Source organism: Marasmitruncus massiliensis, from assembly GCF_900186535.1.
Lineage (GTDB): Bacteria > Bacillota > Clostridia > Oscillospirales > Ruminococcaceae > Anaerotruncus > Anaerotruncus massiliensis_A.
The window spans coordinates 134,543-152,100 of sequence record NZ_FYDE01000005.1; the positions used below are offsets into that span (position 1 = coordinate 134,543).

At 54.7% G+C, this 17,558-nt stretch carries 13 protein-coding genes; 1 reads left to right on the forward strand and 12 read right to left on the reverse strand.

Annotation, left to right across the window (positions count from 1 at the left end):
- Positions 1-59: 59 nt before the first annotated feature.
- The 10 genes from rpoC to C1A10_RS08745 all read right to left on the reverse strand — a co-directional run bounded on the left by rpoC (position 60) and on the right by C1A10_RS08745 (position 13,816).
- Positions 60-3,653, reverse strand: coding sequence for a DNA-directed RNA polymerase subunit beta' (rpoC, locus tag C1A10_RS08700; RefSeq protein WP_101909911.1), 3,594 nt, complete (start codon positions 3,651-3,653; stop codon positions 60-62).
- Positions 3,654-3,677: 24 nt separating this feature from the next.
- Entirely contained in the window at positions 3,678-7,415 is a 3,738-nt protein-coding gene (gene rpoB / locus C1A10_RS08705; RefSeq protein WP_101911611.1) for a DNA-directed RNA polymerase subunit beta, read from the reverse strand.
- A 333-nt stretch (positions 7,416-7,748) separates the two neighbouring features.
- On the reverse strand, positions 7,749-8,345 hold the full coding sequence (locus tag C1A10_RS08710; RefSeq protein ID WP_101909912.1) for a LysO family transporter: 597 nt from the start codon (positions 8,343-8,345) through the stop codon (positions 7,749-7,751).
- On the reverse strand, positions 8,342-8,641 hold the full coding sequence (locus tag C1A10_RS08715) for a LysO family transporter (protein WP_101909913.1): 300 nt from the start codon (positions 8,639-8,641) through the stop codon (positions 8,342-8,344). The genes C1A10_RS08710 and C1A10_RS08715 overlap by 4 nt, the downstream gene beginning before the upstream one ends.
- A 39-nt stretch (positions 8,642-8,680) precedes the next feature.
- A complete protein-coding gene (locus C1A10_RS08720) occupies positions 8,681-10,087 on the reverse strand; it encodes an aminopeptidase (RefSeq protein WP_101909914.1) in 1,407 nt (468 codons plus the stop codon).
- A gap of 26 nt (positions 10,088-10,113) precedes the next feature.
- Positions 10,114-10,689, reverse strand: coding sequence for a lytic transglycosylase domain-containing protein (locus C1A10_RS08725; RefSeq protein ID WP_101909915.1), 576 nt, complete (start codon positions 10,687-10,689; stop codon positions 10,114-10,116).
- 14 nt (positions 10,690-10,703) lie between these two features.
- A complete protein-coding gene (gene coaE, locus C1A10_RS08730) occupies positions 10,704-11,387 on the reverse strand; it encodes a dephospho-CoA kinase (protein ID WP_101909916.1) in 684 nt (227 codons plus the stop codon).
- A gap of 21 nt (positions 11,388-11,408) precedes the next feature.
- Positions 11,409-12,437, reverse strand: coding sequence for an L-threonylcarbamoyladenylate synthase (locus tag C1A10_RS08735; RefSeq protein WP_101909917.1), 1,029 nt, complete (start codon positions 12,435-12,437; stop codon positions 11,409-11,411).
- 34 nt (positions 12,438-12,471) lie between these two features.
- Positions 12,472-13,542, reverse strand: a complete 1,071-nt coding sequence (gene prfA / locus C1A10_RS08740; protein ID WP_101909918.1) for a peptide chain release factor 1 — start codon at positions 13,540-13,542, stop codon at positions 12,472-12,474.
- Positions 13,543-13,594: 52 nt separating this feature from the next.
- Positions 13,595-13,816 (reverse strand): DUF951 domain-containing protein, encoded by a 222-nt coding sequence (locus C1A10_RS08745; RefSeq protein WP_101909919.1) that lies wholly within the window; start codon positions 13,814-13,816, stop codon positions 13,595-13,597.
- A gap of 176 nt (positions 13,817-13,992) precedes the next feature.
- Between C1A10_RS08745 and C1A10_RS08750 the strand changes: the two genes are divergently transcribed.
- Entirely contained in the window at positions 13,993-14,934 is a 942-nt protein-coding gene (locus C1A10_RS08750; protein WP_101909920.1) for a S1 RNA-binding domain-containing protein, read from the forward strand.
- A gap of 36 nt (positions 14,935-14,970) precedes the next feature.
- On the opposite strand, the gene C1A10_RS08755 is transcribed toward C1A10_RS08750, so the two are convergent.
- Both C1A10_RS08755 and C1A10_RS08760 read right to left on the reverse strand, forming a co-directional pair.
- Entirely contained in the window at positions 14,971-16,230 is a 1,260-nt protein-coding gene (locus tag C1A10_RS08755) for a replication-associated recombination protein A (RefSeq protein ID WP_101909921.1), read from the reverse strand.
- A 71-nt stretch (positions 16,231-16,301) separates the two neighbouring features.
- On the reverse strand, positions 16,302-17,555 hold the full coding sequence (locus C1A10_RS08760) for a serine hydroxymethyltransferase (protein ID WP_101909922.1): 1,254 nt from the start codon (positions 17,553-17,555) through the stop codon (positions 16,302-16,304).
- Positions 17,556-17,558: the final 3 nt, after the last annotated feature.

The following is a 17,558-nucleotide window of genomic DNA, read 5'->3' on the forward strand; positions in this document are numbered from 1 at the left end:
CAAATTGTCAATACATACAGACTGATTTTACACGTTTTGTACGATTACACAATGACATTTTACGCATTCGACGCTTCGTCAGTATCCACATCAAGGTCGCTGATAAAATCATAATCCGCTTTATCGGAATGACTGCCACTTGTACTGTCAATTTCCAGCGTATCATAATCCACCGTACCTGTGCCTGCGGGAACCAGTTTGCCGATGATGACGTTTTCTTTGAGCCCCATGAGGTGGTCGATTTTGCCTTTGATGGCTGCTTCCGTCAGGACACGGGTGGTCTCCTGGAAGGAAGCTGCCGACATAAACGACTCCGTCGCAAGGGAGGCCTTGGTAATACCGAGCAGCACCGGGATTCCTTCTGCGGGACGGCGGCTGCCGCCATCTTTTGCGTTCAGCTCGCTAATTTCATTATTGATGCGCAGAAGCTCGCCTTTTTCAATGTTCGCGCCTGTAATGAGCGAGGTATCCCCGCCGTCAACAATCTTCACCTTGCGCATCATCTGGCGGACAATGACTTCGATGTGCTTATCATTGATGTCAACACCCTGCGTACGGTAGGTTCTCTGCACTTCCTTGATCAGGTAATCCTGTACGGCAAGATGACCGCTGACAGTCAGAATCTCATTCGGTTCCACAGAGCCTTCAGTAATCAGGTCGCCTTTCTTCACAGTATCGCCGGCAGAAACGCGCAGCGTAGAACCGTAAACCACCTGGCGCTCGAAGCGTTCGCCGTCTTCCGCGGTGATCACCACAAAATCTCCGCCCTTCGGGTCCTTCTCAAAGGAAACCACACCGTCCAAATGGGAGATGATCGCGCTGTTCTTCGGCTTTCTGGCTTCAAACAGTTCCTCGACGCGGGGAAGACCCTGTGTAATATCCGCGGCCGACGCGATACCGCCGGTATGGAACGTTCTCATGGTAAGCTGTGTGCCCGGCTCACCGATCGACTGCGCCGCGATGATACCCACCGCCTCGCCGACGCCGACCGGCTGTCCGTTTGCAAGATTGGCACCATAGCATTTTGCGCAGACACCGATCTTGGATTCGCAGTTGAGCGGCGTGCGGATCTTGATTTCCGTATATCCTGCATCCTTGATTTTCTTAGCGTCCGCCTCGGTCATCATCTTGTCGCGGCTGACCAGCACTTCCCCGGTCTTCGGGTCAACGACGTCGTCAGCCACATATCTGCCGATCATACGCTCCGCAAAATCCTCAATGACACGGCCGCTGTCTACGATATCGCAGACGACAAGGCCTTCGTGCGTGCCGCAGTCATGCTCACGGATGATGACATCCTGCGAAACGTCGACCAGACGTCGGGTCAGATAACCGGAGTCCGCCGTTCTCAGCGCGGTATCGGCCAGGCCTTTACGGGCGCCTCGGGAGGACTGGAAGTATTCCAAAATATTGAGGCCTTCACGATAGTTGGATTTAATCGGGATTTCAATCGCACGTCCGGAGGTGTTGGCAATCAGCCCGCGCATACCGGCAAGCTGCCTGATCTGGTCCATGGAACCACGGGCCCCGGAATCCGCCATCATATAAATCGGGTTGCGCTCTCCAAACGTCTTGGTCAGAGCATCCTTAACCTTGGCGGAGCAGTCGTTCCAGGTTGCAACCACGCGCTCGTAGCGGACTTCATCGGAAATAAATCCGCGGTCGTACTGGCGTTTGATCGCATCCACCTTTTTGTCGGCCTCAGCGATGAACTCCGCTTTTTCCGGCGGAATCAGGGCATCGGATACCGCAACGGTGATCGCGCCCTTTGTGGAATATTTGAAGCCCTGCGCCTTAACACGGTCAAGAACCTCAGCGGTTCTCGCGGTTCCATAGGTGCGGATGCATTTATCAATGATTTTTCCAAGTTCCTTTTTGCGGACGAGGAAGCTGATTTCAAGGTCGAAAGCATGTTCCGGATCGCTTCTGTCGACATAGCCCAAATCCTGTGGGATCGGGTCATTAAAGATGATCCGGCCGACCGTGGTGTCAACAATGCGCGAAACACGCTCATCGCCTACCTGTTTGGTAATACGCACCTTAATCGGAGCATGCAGGCCGACAGCGCCAGACTGGTAAGCCATTATGGCCTCGTTAAAATCACGGAACACCTTGCCGGCTCCGATTTCGTCCTCGCGCACCATGGTAAGATAGTAGGAACCCAGCACCATGTCCTGCGTCGGCACAGTCACCGGCTTGCCGTCGGAAGGTTTGAGCAGGTTGTTGGCGGCAAGCATCAGGAAGCGGGCTTCCGCCTGCGCCTCGGCGGACAGCGGGACGTGAACGGCCATCTGGTCGCCGTCGAAGTCCGCGTTGTACGCGGTGCAGGCGAGCGGATGCAGCTTCAGCGCGCGCCCCTCAACAAGAACCGGCTCGAACGCCTGAATACCGAGCCTGTGCAGGGTAGGTGCACGGTTCAGCAGCACGGGGTGATCCTTGATGACCACTTCCAGGCAGTCCCACACGTCCATGACGGTTGCGCGCTCGACCATCTTACGCGCGTTTTTGATGTTGGTTGCCACTTTCAGGTCAACCAGCCGCTTCATGACAAACGGCTTGAAGAGTTCCAGCGCCATCTCCTTCGGGAGGCCGCACTGATACATCTTGAGTTCAGGCCCGACAACGATAACCGAACGTCCGGAATAGTCCACACGTTTGCCGAGCAGGTTCTGACGGAAACGGCCCTGTTTCCCCTTGAGCATGTCGGAAAGGGATTTCAGCGGGCGGTTATTCGGGCCGGTCACCGGGCGGCCGCGGCGGCCGTTGTCGATCAACGCGTCCACCGCTTCCTGCAGCATCCGCTTTTCATTGCGGACAATGATATCCGGCGCACCCAGCTCCAGAAGCTTTTTCAGACGGTTATTACGGTTAATCACACGCCGGTAGAGGTCGTTGAGATCGCTTGTGGCGAACCGTCCGCCGTCCAGCTGCACCATCGGGCGGATATCCGGAGGGATAACCGGGACAACATCCAGAATCATCCATTCGGGCTTGTTGTGGCTGTGGCGGAACGCCTCCACCACTTCCAGCCTCTTGAGGAGCTTAATGCGTTTTTGCCCGGCGGCGGTTTCCAGATCGGTTTTCAGCTCTTTGGAAAGCGCATCCAGATCCAGCTCCGCCAAAAGCTCCTTGATCGCCTCCGCGCCCATTCCGGCGCGGAAGTCGTCCTCATAAGCTTCCTTCAGGTCCCTGTATTCCTTTTCGGAAAGCAGCGTATATTTTTTCAGGTTGGTCATACCCGGGTCAAGTACGACGTAAGATGCAAAATAAAGTACCTTTTCCAACAGACGCGGGGACATATTGAGCAGAAGGCCCATCCGGCTGCTGGTGCCTTTGAAATACCAGATATGGGATACGGGGGCGGCCAGTTCAATATGGCCCATACGCTCGCGGCGGACCTTGGAGCGCGTCACCTCAACGCCGCAGCGCTCACAGATCTTGCCCTTATAGCGGATCCGCTTATAACGCCCGCAGTAGCACTCCCAGTCCTTGGTCGGGCCAAAAATCTTTTCACAGAACAGCCCTTCGCGCTCCGGTTTCAGGGTACGGTAGTTGATGGTCTCCGGTTTTTTCACTTCTCCCCAGGACCATTCCCTGATCAGGTCGGGCGACGCGAGTCCGATCTTTATTGATTCAAAAACGTTAAATTCCAAATGCGAACCCCTCTTTCCTTTATCTTAGAAATTGTCGTCATTCGCTATATCATCCAGTCCCAGCGCCTCAATGGGATCAAAACTATCCTCTATGTCCTCATCAAGTTCCACATCGAGCAGATCGATATCCGCATCGGTATCCGGGTGCTCAATGTCGAAGCCATCCTCAAAGTCGCTCGCGACTTCGGTGCCCGCCGTCAGCGAATCATCCACAGGGGTCAGCCCCATATTATCATCGTCATCGAAGGTCTGCTTCATATCGATTTCCTGATTGTCCTTGTTAAGAACCCGAATGTCAAGGCCAAGTGACTGCACTTCCTTGATCAGCACTTTAAACGCCTCTGGAATACCGGGTCTCGGAACGTTTTTACCTTTGACAATCGCTTCAAATGTTTTTACACGTCCGACCACGTCGTCCGATTTGACCGTCAGGATTTCCTGCAGCGTGTAAGCGGCGCCGTAGGCCTCCAGCGCCCAAACCTCCATCTCTCCGAAACGCTGTCCGCCGAACTGAGCCTTGCCGCCCAGAGGCTGCTGCGTTACCAGCGAGTACGGCCCGGTAGAACGGGCATGGATTTTATCGTCGACCAGATGATGGAGTTTCAGGTAGTACATATAACCCACAGTAACCGGATTATCGAACTCTTCACCGGTTCTGCCGTCGCGCAGACGGATTTTTCCGTCGCGGGGCAAGCCGGCCTTTTCCAGACAGTCAGCAATATCAGTTTCGTTTGCTCCGTCGAATACCGGCGTCATGACCTTCCAGCCCAGTTCCGCCGCCGCGCGTCCGAGATGGACCTCAAGCACCTGTCCGATATTCATACGGGAAGGCACGCCCAGAGGGTTCAGCAGGATGTCAAGCGGGCGTCCGTCCGGCAGGTAAGGCATATCCTCCTGCGGCAGAACACGCGAAACAACACCCTTGTTTCCGTGGCGTCCGGCCATCTTGTCGCCGACGCTGATCTTTCTTTTCTGGACAATATAGCAGCGCACCACCATATTGACGCCGGGAGAAAGTTCGTCGCAGTTGTCGCGGGTAAATACCTTGACATCCACGATGGTTCCATATTCGCCATGCGGCACGCGCAGCGAAGTGTCACGCACTTCACGCGCCTTCTCGCCGAAGATGGCGCGCAGCAGGCGCTCTTCCGCATTCAGCTCCGTTTCTCCCTTCGGAGTTACCTTGCCAACCAGAATATCTCCGGCGCGCACCTCGGCACCGATGCGGATAATGCCGCGCTCATCCAGTTCCTTGAGCGCATCGTCGCCCACGTTCGGAATGTCGCGGGTAATTTCCTCAGGTCCCAGCTTGGTGTCACGCGCTTCAATTTCATATTCCTCAATGTGAATTGAAGTGTACAGATCGTCCTTGACCAGTTTTTCATTGATCAGAACCGCGTCTTCGTAGTTGTAGCCTTCCCACGTCATAAAGCCGATGAGCATATTGCGTCCGAGACTGATTTCTCCGTTTTCAGTCGAAGGTCCGTCCGCAATGACCTGGCCGACTCCCACCCGCTCGCCTTTATTGACAATCGGGCGCTGGTTGATGCAGGTACTCTGGTTAGAACGCAGGAACTTGATCAGATGGTAGGAGTGCCGTTCCCCCTGATCGTCGCGGATCACGATTTCATTCGCGGATACGGCGTCAATTACGCCGGCCTGTTTCGCAACCACAACGACGCCGGAGTCCACAGCGGATTTGTATTCCATACCGGTAGCCACAATCGGCGCCTCCGGTTTCAGCAGGGGTACCGCCTGACGCTGCATGTTCGCGCCCATCAGCGCGCGGTTTGCGTCATCGTTTTCCAGAAACGGAATCATCGCGGTCGCGACGGACACCACCATCTTCGGCGAAACGTCCATGTAGTCGACTTTTTCCCGTTCACAGATCATGACGGAATCGCGGTAGCGCACACTGACCTTTTCATTGACAAAACGGCCTTCTTCATTCAGCGGCTCGTTGGCCTGTGCAACGATATACATGTCCTCAATATCCGCAGTCATATACTCTACTTCATCAAGAACAATTCCGGTCGCTTTATCCACCCGTCTGTATGGGGCCTCGATAAAGCCGTACTCATTGATTCGCGCAAAAGAAGCAAGGTAGGAGATCAGGCCGATGTTCGGGCCTTCGGGCGTCTCAATCGGGCACATGCGGCCGTAATGACTGTAATGCACGTCGCGGACCTCAAATCCCGCGCGGTCACGGGAGAGGCCTCCGGGGCCCAGCGCGGACAGACGGCGCTTATGCGTCAGCTCGGCGAGCGGGTTTGTCTGATCCATGAACTGGCTCAGCGGAGAAGAACCGAAAAACTCTTTAATAGATGCCACTACCGGGCGGATATTGATCAGTGCCTGCGGGGTAACGACATCCATATCCTGCGCCTGAGTCGCCATGCGCTCACGGATTACACGCTCCATACGGGAAAAACCGATTCGGAATTGATTCTGAAGCAGCTCGCCGACCGAACGGATACGGCGGTTGCCCAAGTGGTCGATGTCGTCCACAGTTCCAACGTCATGGCCAATCCCGCAGAGATAATTGATGGATGCGAAAATATCGTCTTTTATAATGTGTTTGGGAATCAGTTCGTCACGGCGCGCTACAATCTGAACCTTCAGCTCGCCGTCATTCTGACAGTTCTCCAGAATCTCGCGCAGCACCGCGAAGCGAACCTTTTCATTGATTCCAAGCTCCGCACAGTCGAACTGAACAAAGTTCTTGAGGTCCACCATGCCGTTGGAAAAGACTTTGATCTCACGTTCGCCGTCCTTGATATAAACGGTGTCCACGCCGCATCTGCCGATTTTTTCAGCAAGCTCGCGGGACAGGACGGTGTCCGGTTCGGCGAGCATTTCGCCGGTCAGCGGGTCGACAACCGGACGGGCCGCGATACGACCCATAATCCGCGGCGTGATTGCGAGCTTTTTATTGTATTTATAGCGTCCGACCTTGGAAAGGTCGTAACGGCGCGGGTCAAAGAACAGGGAATCGATATGGCTTTGGGCCGAATCCACCGTCGGCGGCTCGCCGGGGCGCAGCTTGCGGTAAACCTCGAGCAGCGCTTCCTCCATATTAACGGTGCTGTCCTTTTCCAGGGTTGAGAGAATCCGCTCGTCGTCGCCGAAAAAGCCTATAATCTCGTCGTTGGACGCAAGGCCCAGGGCGCGAATAAAGGTGGTTACCGGCAGTTTGCGGTTTTTATCGATGCGCACATAAAAAACATCATTGGAATCGGTTTCATATTCCAGCCAGGCGCCTCGGTTGGGGATAACGGTGGCTGTGAACAGTTGTTTTCCGCTCTTATCGTGAGAAGAACCATAGTAAACGCCCGGGGAACGGACTAACTGGGATACAATAACACGCTCCGCACCATTGATGATGAATGTGCCGCTGTCAGTCATCAGCGGAAAGTCTCCCATGAATATGTCTTGCTCTTTTACCTCGCCGGTCTCCTTGTTCAAAAGGCTGGCCCTGACCCTCAAAGGCGCGGCATAGGTCGCGTCGCGTTCCTTGCACTCCTCGATGGTGTATTTCGGTTTGTCGTCCAGACGGTAGTCGATGAAATCCAACACGAGATTCCCCTGATAGTCAGTGATCGACGAGACGTCCTTAAACACCTCTTTCAGCCCTTCATCAAGAAACCACTGATAAGAATTCTTCTGGACTTCAATGAGGTTCGGCATCTGCAGCACCTCATTGATGCGAGAAAAACTCATACGAGTCGTTTTGCCTTGCTTTACTGGCTTGACATTCACCATAGGCTTTTGCTCACTCCATTCATCTGATTTGCCCGACAAAATTTTACCTTTGCCGGACATGGTCCTCCATGCCCCGCGGACATTTGGAAAAATCTATCACAATGTTGTGCAAAATTTATAAGATTTCCAACCAACACCTATAAATTTTGCAAATCACTATTGCCAAACCTGTCGAAACATGTTATACTCTTTATAGTTTAATGCAAAATTAGCCATTTTGATACAGTATATTAGTCTACCATACTTCATTATGGTTGTCAATACAATTTTATAAACCGCAAAAGAAAATCCATGCGAACATGCATGGATTTTTTGTTGTTTTGTCCTTTCGGACTACAAATTGTAGAGAACCGGCACTAAAATTGGAACCAGCGCTGTGAGCACTACGCCTGTGATGACTGCCATCAAAGCGGTTTCATGATCGGTGGATTTTGCGATGGCGGGAAGCGTGGTATCCATGGCGGTCGCTCCGGACGGCGCAATTGCCGCATAACGGCCGCAGTATTTCGCCACAAGAGGAATCAATAAATAGGAAAGCAGTTCCCGGAACATATTCGTCATAAATGCAACGGTGCCAAGCCGGGAGCCTCCCAGTTCGCGCAGAATCACTGCCGAAACGCTGTAAAAACCAAAACCGGAGGAAATCGCCGCGCTGACATTCGGTGCGTCACCAAGGAAAATTCCCAGCAGAATTCCTCCGGAAATCGACCCGACCGCCACGCCCAGCGGAATTGCCAGAATCTTAATATGATACTCCCGTATCTTCCGAAACACTGTTTTATTGGTGCCCACTTCAATTCCGACGGAAACCAGCAGAATCATGAGCGCGTAGGACATCAGCGTATCCATGCCCGCCGTCATCTCCGGAGACAGGAACAGGCCGCCGCATAAAATTCCAAGCACAAGGCTTCCCAATGCGACAAAAATCACTTGTCATCCTCCCCCTTTTTCATGACGGCTCTGCATAAAAGAAATACGGCCAGCACAGACCCCGCGATGGACACCAGCGCATAAAGAAACGCTTTCATGCCCGCGCTGCGCAGATCCGCAAAGAAGGTGGGGCTGCCTGCCATGGACGCGCCCATGGAAAACAGGGTGAGCGCAATGCCCACGATTTGCAGCCAGCCGTTTGCCTTCAGCCATTTGAGGGGGAAAACAGCCGCGCCGATGACAATGCCGATCACAAAAAAGACAATCAGTGAAAACGGCCCCAAGAAGTCAAACAAAATACAAACATCCTGTCATTCAAAATTGCGTGCAGCCCGCTATTCCGCCTCCGCGTAAGCCTTAAACGCACAGTAGGTGGCATAAACGTCGTTTTTGGAAACCACTTCAAAAGGTGCGTGCATCGAGAGCACCGGTACGCCGACGTCCACCACGTCTACATTCAGCTTGGCGACATATTTCGCGACCGTTCCGCCGCCGCCGCCGTCAACCTTTCCAAGCTCGCCGGTCTGCCAGGAAATTTTTGCATCGTCCAGCATACGGCGCACAGAAGCCATGAATTCCGCCGAGGCCTGACTTGTGCCGTATTTCCCGCCCGAACCGGTATACTGGGTGACAACCACGCCGTAGTTGAGATAGGCGCAGTTGCGCTTTTCCATCGTATCCCCGAAGGTCGGGTCAAACGCGGCGTTGACATCTGCGGAAAGGCAGGTGGATTTCGACAGCACATCCCGCGCGTCCGCGTCCTGCTGCGCCGCAAGATCCGCCACAAAATATTTGAGATAATAGGAATCCAGACCGGTATTTCCGTCGGAACCGGTTTCTTCCTTATCTGCAAAAACAGTGACTGTTGTATAGGGAGGATTCTGCACCTCCAGCGTCGCCATCAGGGACGTATATGCGCAGACGCGGTCATCATGACCGTATGCGCCGACCATCGAGCGGTCAAACCCGATGTCACGCGCTTTAAATGCCGGCACCATCGAAAGCTCTGCGGAAAGGAAATCCGCCTCCACAATGCCGTATTTTTCGTTCAGCAGACGGTGAATATTCAGCTTGACTTTTTCGCTGATCTTGTCATCCTTGAACGGGCGGCAGCCGATCAGAACATTCAGTTCCTCGCCTTTCAGCCCGTCTTTCAGACTCCGCTTCATCTGCTCGACTGCAAGATGCGGCAGAAGATCGGTTACGGTGAAAACAGGATCTCCCTCGTCTTCGCCGAGGGCAACACGGAGGGTCTCTCCGTTCTTTTTTACAATCACGCCGTGCAGCGCAAGCGGAATGGTCCCCCACTGATAGCGCTTGATTCCGCCGTAGTAGTGTGTCTTGAAGAGCGCCAGCTGAGCCTCCTCGTAAACAGGGTTGGGCTTCAAATCCAGACGGGGCGAATCGATATGGCTCGCCATAATGCGTACGCCGTCGGTAATCGGTTTTTCCCCGATGGTTGCGAGCAACAGCGCTTTCCCGCGGTTATTGCGATAGACCCGGTCTCCGGGCTGGTAGTTTTTCGTGCGGTCAAATTCCGTATAACCTGCCGCCTGCACCATTTCAATCATCGCAGAGACCGCTTCGCGCTCCAGCTTGCAGCGGTCCAGAAACGCTTTATAAGGCTCACAGAAAGTCTGCGCGGCTTCCTCAGCCGCTTCGTCGTTCGTCATGCCCATATTCTTGCGGTTCAGCAGAAGTTCTTCCTGCAGAAGCTCGCCCTGGGTTTTTTCTTTCTCCATCAAGATTCCTCCCTGTCAATACAAATTTATAAATCATAAAGCTTTCGGTAAATTCCCATCGTCTTCGTTACTTTCGCCACATAGGCCGCCGTATCCTGATACGGAATATTGGTCACCGTCTTCCCGTCCGGCGCATAGTCGCTGTTTGCCAGCCACTTTTTCACACTCCCCCAGCCCGCATGATACGCGCACAGCACATTTTCAGGCTTAGAAAACTCATCCTGCAATAGTTTCAGCATCGTGGTTCCATAGTCAATATTGACCGCCGGGTCGAACAGCAGGTCGTGGTCCAGCCCCGAGGCCTCCCCGCGGCGCATCTGAACCCACTCAAACGCGTCCGGCATCAGCTGCATCAGTCCCCGCGCGCCCACACCGGACACTGCCTTTGGGTCAAAGCCGCTTTCTGTGCGGACAACCGCGTAAACCAGCGCACGGTCAAGCCCTTTTTCAGCGCAGGCTTGGTCAATCAAATCCGAATACTTCATCGGATACGCGCTGCGGTAATACTGCTCAAACCCATATCTTGAGGCAAAAATTCCTCCGAATACGGCAAGGAGCAGCAAAAACAGTTCAAAAATCGTTTTTCGTACATGTTTGCTCACGATCGCCCTCCGTGTCAAGAGTTCAGTTCGCCGAATTCCCCTGTATCACCCGGAGTCCCATCAGGAGTTTCCCGCCTGCCCGGCGGTCCTTTTTCCAGACGTTCACAAAGCTCTATGAACGCGAGGCGAAGCGCATCCATATCTTCGTCGTTATAAAGGACTTCATCGGCCCGGGAACTGTAAAAATCATCCCCATTCTGCGCTTTGATACGGCGCGCAGCTGCTTCCTCTGTCATATGATCCCGGCTGATAATCCGCGCCATCCGGGTTTCTTCCCTGGTAATCACCGCAACCACCAGATCACATTCCTTATCCAGACCCGATTCAAACAGAGTTGGCGCGTCCAGAACAAGGAACGGCACCCCGCGCTTCTCCGCATCTTTTAGTTTATGCGTGATCGCCTCAATGATGTACGGAAAGGTAATTTCATTCAGGCGCCGCAGCTTGCTTTTATCTCCAAAACAAATGGCCGCCAGCTTTTCCCGGTTCAGCGTCGCGTCGGGATGGATGACCTCCGTTGAAAATTCCAAAACCAGATCGGAGAGGCAGAGATTCGATGTTTCCATCGCTTCCCGCGCCACCGCATCCGCATTAATCACTTCATAGCCGTGATCGGCAAACATCCGGCTGAGGGTGGACTTTCCGGCGCCGCTCTGGCCCGTCAGCCCTACCACGGTTGTTCCTCCTGTTTCCTTCAAATTGCAGCCTCCTAATCTATCTCATAGCCGGATCTCGTCAAATCCCGCGGCACGCAAAAGCCGGTTATAAACGGCCTGCCCGATTCCTTCGCCGTCCGCAATCCGGACGTAGACCAGCTTCATTTGTTCTTTATCCACTTTTCGCAGCGCGTCAAACAGATGTTTTGCCTGCGACGCCGCGTCCCCTTTTACGCCGTAAACGATGCACGGCCTGGAAAATCCGGATTCTTCCCCTGAAAAACATAAAATTCCAAAATCGCCGCTCTGTCCGTCGATAAACTGCCGGAACGCTTCCAGCGGCCCGCGCACAAGCACCACCCGCGCCTTTGGGGAATAGTGCTTATATTTCATTCCGGGAGACGACACCTTGCGGTCGTCCGAAAGATGCAGGAATATACCCGGGTCAAGCCGGATATCCGGGAGAACCTCCCGCAGCATTTCCAGCGTCACAGCGCCGGGCCTGAGCACCGTGGGGGGCGTTGTGCAGAGCGTCAGCACAGTGGATTCCACACCGACCTCACAACTGCCGCCGTCCACAATCGCCTCGACGCGCCCGGTCAGGTCATCCATACAGTGCTGCGCGCAGGTCGGGCTGGGAGAACCGGAAAGATTTGCCGAGGGCGCCGCCAGCGGCACGCCGGAGCGGCGGATCAGTTCCCGCGCGACAGGATGCGACGGCATCCGAATCGCAACGGTGTCCAGCCCGCCCGAGGTCTCATATGGCACCAGGTCGGATTTTTCCATTATAATTGTCATTGGCCCGGGCCAGAAACGCTCCGCCAGCCGGTACAGCGTTTCTGGAACCTGCTTGACCAGCGGCGGAATTTCCCGAATATCCGAAACGTGCACAATCAGCGGATTGTCGCTCGGGCGCCCTTTTGCCGCATAAATGGCAGAGGCGGCCTTAGGGTCGAGCGCATTTGCCGCCAGCCCGTAAACCGTTTCGGTCGGGATTGCCACCAGATGACCCGCCGCGAGCAGTCCGGCGGCTTCCTTCAAAATCGCTTCGTCCTGCTGTGTATGAGTTATTTTTAACAATTTGGTCTGCAAAATTACATCTCCGTTAATTTGGTATCCCGCGCTGTCAATCTTCCGCCGACGCCTGCAGCTTCTCCGCCTGATCAAACGTAATCAGTGCGTCCAGCAGTTCGGCAAGGTCGCCGTTAAGGATCGAATCCAGTTTATAGAGGGTCAGCCCGATGCGGTGGTCGGTCATACGCCCCTGCGGATAGTTGTAGGTACGGATGCGTTCCGAGCGGTCGCCGGTACCCACCTGGAGTTTTCGTTCGGTCGCAATTTTGTCGTTCTGCTCCCGCACCTTGATGTCAAGCAGACGGGAACGCAGAACTTTCAGCGCCTTATCCTTATTTTTATACTGGCTACGTTCATCCTGACATTCCACAACCATGCCGGTCGGCAGATGGGTCACGCGGATGGCGGAGGAGGTTTTGTTGACATGCTGGCCGCCCGCGCCGCTGGAACGGAATACGTCAATCTGCAAATCCTTCGGGTCAATTTCCAGTTCGACCTCCTCCGCTTCCGGCAATACGGCGACTGTTACGGTGGAGGTATGGATGCGTCCCTGCGTTTCGGTTTCCGGAACGCGCTGGACCCGGTGGACCCCGCTTTCAAACTTCAGGCGGGAATATGCATTCTCGCCGTTGATAGAGAAACTGATTTCCTTATAGCCCCCAAGTTCCGTCTCGTTGGCGTTTAAAACCTCCCAGTTCCAGCCCAAGGAATCCGCATACATGGTATACATGCGGAAGAGGCTGTTGGCAAACAGCGCCGCCTCTTCCCCGCCGGCACCCCCGCGGATTTCCACGATCACGTTTTTGTCGTCGTTGGGGTCGCTGGGCAGCAGCAGGATTTTTAGTTCCCGCGCGGCGGTTTCCATCCGCTCCCTGTTGAGGTCATATTCCTCCTGCGCCAGCTCGCGCAGTTCCCTGTCGCCTTCCTCCAGCAGCTCAAGCGCGTCCTGATAGCCCTGCTTTGCTTTCTGATACTCCTGATATTTTTCCACAATCGGAGTCAGGCGTTTATATTCCTTCATCAAATCGGTATATTTTTTCTGGTCATTTACCACGTCCGGCTCCATCAGCCTGTGGTTGATTTCCTCGTAACGCGCAGCAACAGAATCCAGCTTGTCAAACATAAATGAACTCCTTTATTCGATAAAATCACATTGGCGGACAATTCCTGTCCGGCTACAAATGTGATTCCCGGAGCGCATTTTTGTCAATCTCCACGCCGTCCCGGAAAACCTTTTTGATGTTCTTTTCCACCTTTGCGCGCGGCACCATCACTTCGTGCCCGCAGCCGTTGCAGCGGATACGGAAGTCCATCCCCACCCGGCCGACGGTGAAATGCGTCTCCCCGCACGGATGCGGCTTTTTCATTGCCAAAATGTCGCCCACCCGGATATCCACAGGAGTCCCTCCATTCTTGCAGAATCTTACAATCTATTATTATACAGGCAACTCCCTCTTAACGCAAGAATTCTGCTGTAAATTATTTGACATTTACCCAAGCGGCCCTTCCTCCCGCATAATCTGTGCGGGTCACCGCATATGATAGGACATGTGCAAAGAGGAGGGGTATCAAAATGTCAACCTATAAACCAGAAGGTATGTGGGCGGATACTTTAGCAAATCGGCAGTCCTTCCGTTCGGTTTCAGCCCTGCAGGATGCCTTTGCCGCCGAAAAAATTCTTGAAAGCCGCGCAATTGTCTGCGATGCCCAGCACAACCTGATTGTGGATATGGGGGCATTCCGCGGCATCATCCCGCGCGAGGAAGGTGCGCTCGGTATTGCGGACGGCACCACCCGCGATATTGCAATCATTTCCAAAGTTAATAAGCCCGTATGCTATAAAATCACAGAGCTGACCCGCCATGAAGACGGGTCTGTCGTACCCCGGCTGTCCCGGCGCGCGGTTCAGCAGGAATGCATGGAGAATTATATCAGCAAGCTGACGCCGGGTGATATCATAGACGCAAAAGTGACTCATTTGGAGTCGTTTGGATGCTTTGTCGATATCGGCTGCGGCATTCCCTCCCTGATTCCCATCGACGCCATTTCCATCAGCCGGATTTCCCACCCGCGGGACAGGTTCCGCCCCGGGCAGGATATCAAGGCGATTGTACGCGCGGTGGAGCCGGACGGGCGAATTTCCCTATCCCACAAAGAACTGCTCGGCACCTGGAGCGAAAACGCCGCACTGTTTTCCCCGGGTGAAACGGTCGCGGGCATTGTGCGCTCGATTGAAGATTACGGTGTCTTCGTCGAACTCACCCCCAACCTTGCCGGGCTGGCGGAACCGCGGGACGACATCAGCGTGGGGCAGCACGCAAGCGTTTATATCAAAAGTCTGATTCCCGAAAAGATGAAGGCCAAGCTGATTATCGTGGACGCGTTCGACGCATCGTATCGGGTGGCGCCCTCCGCTTATTTTCTCACACAGGGGCATCTGGACAGATGGCGGTATTCCCCGGAATGCTCCGACCGCTTAATTGAAACCGTGTTCAAACCTCCTACATACAATTGAAGATAAGCCGCCCGTTACCGGGCGGCTTATCTTTGTTTACTCAGATTCCCGCACAATCTTTTCGCGATAAGCCCTGGCGGCGGATTCCAGCTTGTTTTCCCCAAACCGGTAATAAACACGGTCCTTGAGCGCGTCAGGAAGATACTGCTGCTTCACATAATCATTCGGATAGTCGTGGGCATAACGATAGTCCTGCGCATGGCCCAGCTTTTGGGCGCCCGAATAGTGCCCGTCCCGCAGGTGAGCGGGAATTTCGCCGGTCTTTCCGTCCCGCACGTCCGCCATCGCGGCGTCGATCGCGCAGATCGCGGTATTGGACTTGGGGCTGGTGCAAAGAAGTATCACCGCCTGTGCAAGCGGGATCCTGGCTTCCGGCAGGCCAAGCTGCACCGCGGCGTCCACGCAGGATTTCACAATGGAGATCGCCTGCGGGTACGCAAGCCCGATATCCTCGCTCGCAATGACCAGCAGCCGGCGGCAGGGGGAAATCAGATCGCCCGCCTCCAGCAGGCGCGCGAGATAGTGCAGCCCGGCGTTCTCATCCGACCCCCGGATGGACTTCTGGAACGCGGACAGGATGTCGTAATGGGCGTCCCCGTCCCGGTCATAGCGCATCGCGCTTTTCTGTGCCACCTGTTTGGCGTCCTCCAGCGTAACATGTCCCCCGGCGGAGGCCAGCGCGAGCATCTCCACCGCATTGACGGCTTTGCGCACGTCCCCGCCGCAGGCGGACGCAATATGCTCCGCGACGCCCGCTTCCACGGTAAACTGCCCTCCGAAATACTCCTCCGCTTTTTGGAACGCACGCCGGACCGCGCGCAGAACATCCTCGGGCCCGACAGGCAAAAACTCAAACACCGTGCTCCGGGAAAGAATCGCGTTATATACGTAAAAATATGGGTTCTCGGTGGTTGACGCAATCAGGGTTACTGAGCCGTTTTCGATAAACTCCAGTAACGTCTGCTGCTGTTTTTTATTCAGATACTGGATTTCATCCAGATAGAGGATGACCCCGCCCATCCCGTCCAGGGTATCCAGCTGGCTGACGACCTCCCGGATATCGGAGGTCGAAGCCGTGGTGCCGTTGAGCTTAAACAGTTTTTTCCCCGCGCGCTTTGCAATAATGGATGCAACAGTGGTTTTCCCCACTCCGGACGGGCCGTAAAAGATCAGATTCGGGATATTTCCGGTTTCCACCATGCGTCGGAGGACTTTATCCTTCCCCAGCAGGTGGGGCTGCCCCACAACATCGTCCAGCGACTGCGGGCGGATTTGATCGGCAAGCGGTGCAGACATCACGCCAGCCTCCTTTCGAAATAAAGATGAAAAGCCCGCCGCGGCGCGGCGGGCAGTCGAAAAATACGGCTTTATTCGTACAGCGGATATTTTGCGCAGAGCGCTTCCACACCGGCGCGGATTTCTTCCACTTTGTTGTCAAAGTCGGTGGCGCACAGATAGATAAACTCCGCAATTTTGTCCATATCCTCTTCCCTGAAGCCGCGGGTGGTAACCGCAGGGGTACCAATCCGCACACCGCTGGTAATGAACGGGCTCTGTGGGTCGTTCGGGATTGCGTTTTTGTTGACGGTAATATAAACCTCGTCAAGCTTTTTCTCAAGCTCCTTACCGGTAACTCCGAAGTTGCGCAGATCCAACAGGACAAGGTGGTTGTCGCTCCCGCCGGAAACGAGCTGGAATCCGCGTTTGGTGAGCCCCTGAGCCAGCGCCCGGCAGTTCAGGATGATCTGATGCTGGTATGCCTTGAACTCGGGTTTCAGCGCTTCCCCGAGGCAGACGGCTTTCGCGGCGATAATGTGCATCAGCGGCCCGCCCTGCGTGCCGGGGAAAATGGCCTTGTCAATTGCCTTGGCAAGCTCCTCGCGGCACAGGATCAGGCCACCGCGCGGTCCGCGCAGGGTTTTATGGGTGGTGGTTGTCACAACATCCGCATAGGGGACCGGAGAAGCGTGTTCCCCCGCGGCGACAAGACCCGCGATGTGCGCCATATCCACCATAAAGTAGGCGCCGACTTCCTTTGCGATGCTGCTGAGCTTTTCAAAATCGATCGCGCGCGGATAGGCGGAAGCGCCGGCCACAATCAGCTTCGGCTTATGCTCCAGAGCCAGTTCACGGCATCTTTCATAGTCAATCTGCTGCGTTTCGGGATTGAGCCCGTAAGGGATAAAATGGTAGTATTTCCCCGACATATTCACCGGAGAACCGTGGGTCAGATGGCCGCCGTCCGCCAGGCTCATGCCGAGTACCGTATCGCCGGGGTTCAGCAGCGCAAAATAGACCGCAAGGTTGGCCTGCGCGCCCGAATGCGGCTGTACGTTGGCATGCTCGGCGCCGAACAATTTTTTGGCGCGTTCAATGGCAATTGTCTCCGTGATATCGACATCCTGACAGCCGCCGTAATAGCGCTTACCGGGATAGCCTTCCGCATATTTGTTGGTGAGCACGGTGCCCATTGCCGCCAGCACGGCAGGGCTCACAATGTTTTCAGATGCAATCAGCTCAATATTTCTGCGCTGACGAGCCAGTTCCTTCTGCATTGCCGCCCCGATTTCGGGGTCCCTTTCCGAGACAAACCCAATTGAATCCATGAAATCCTGATACATTTT